This window comes from Italian clover phyllody phytoplasma str. MA1, from assembly GCF_000300695.1.
Classification (GTDB): Bacteria; Bacillota_I; Bacilli_A; order Acholeplasmatales; family Acholeplasmataceae; genus Phytoplasma.
In genome coordinates, this window is the sequence record NZ_AKIM01000079.1 from 1 (window position 1) to 241 (window position 241).

A 241-nucleotide genomic window follows, 5' to 3' on the forward strand; every position below is an offset into this window, starting at 1 on the left:
GATAAACTAAATCAATGATATAATCAATATTTTTGCTTTTATCATAACTAAATGATAAATTTATGTTGGCAAAAAATTGTTTTGCTGTTTTCATCCTTTCCGTGTAGTCGTGAATGGAGAAATCTTGAAAATTTTTGTCTAAAATAATATCTAAAGGAATTTGAGTTTGGCGGGCTAATAAACGACTTAAATTTTCTTCTAAAGTCATTTCATAAGAAAAAACTAAGAGATGAGGATGATG

1 pseudogene is annotated in these 241 nt (G+C 27.0%); it reads right to left on the minus strand.

Going from position 1 to position 241, the window contains the following annotated elements:
* Positions 1 to 241, minus strand: a pseudogene (locus tag RI01_RS02540) (DnaB-like helicase C-terminal domain-containing protein); the annotation flags it as partial.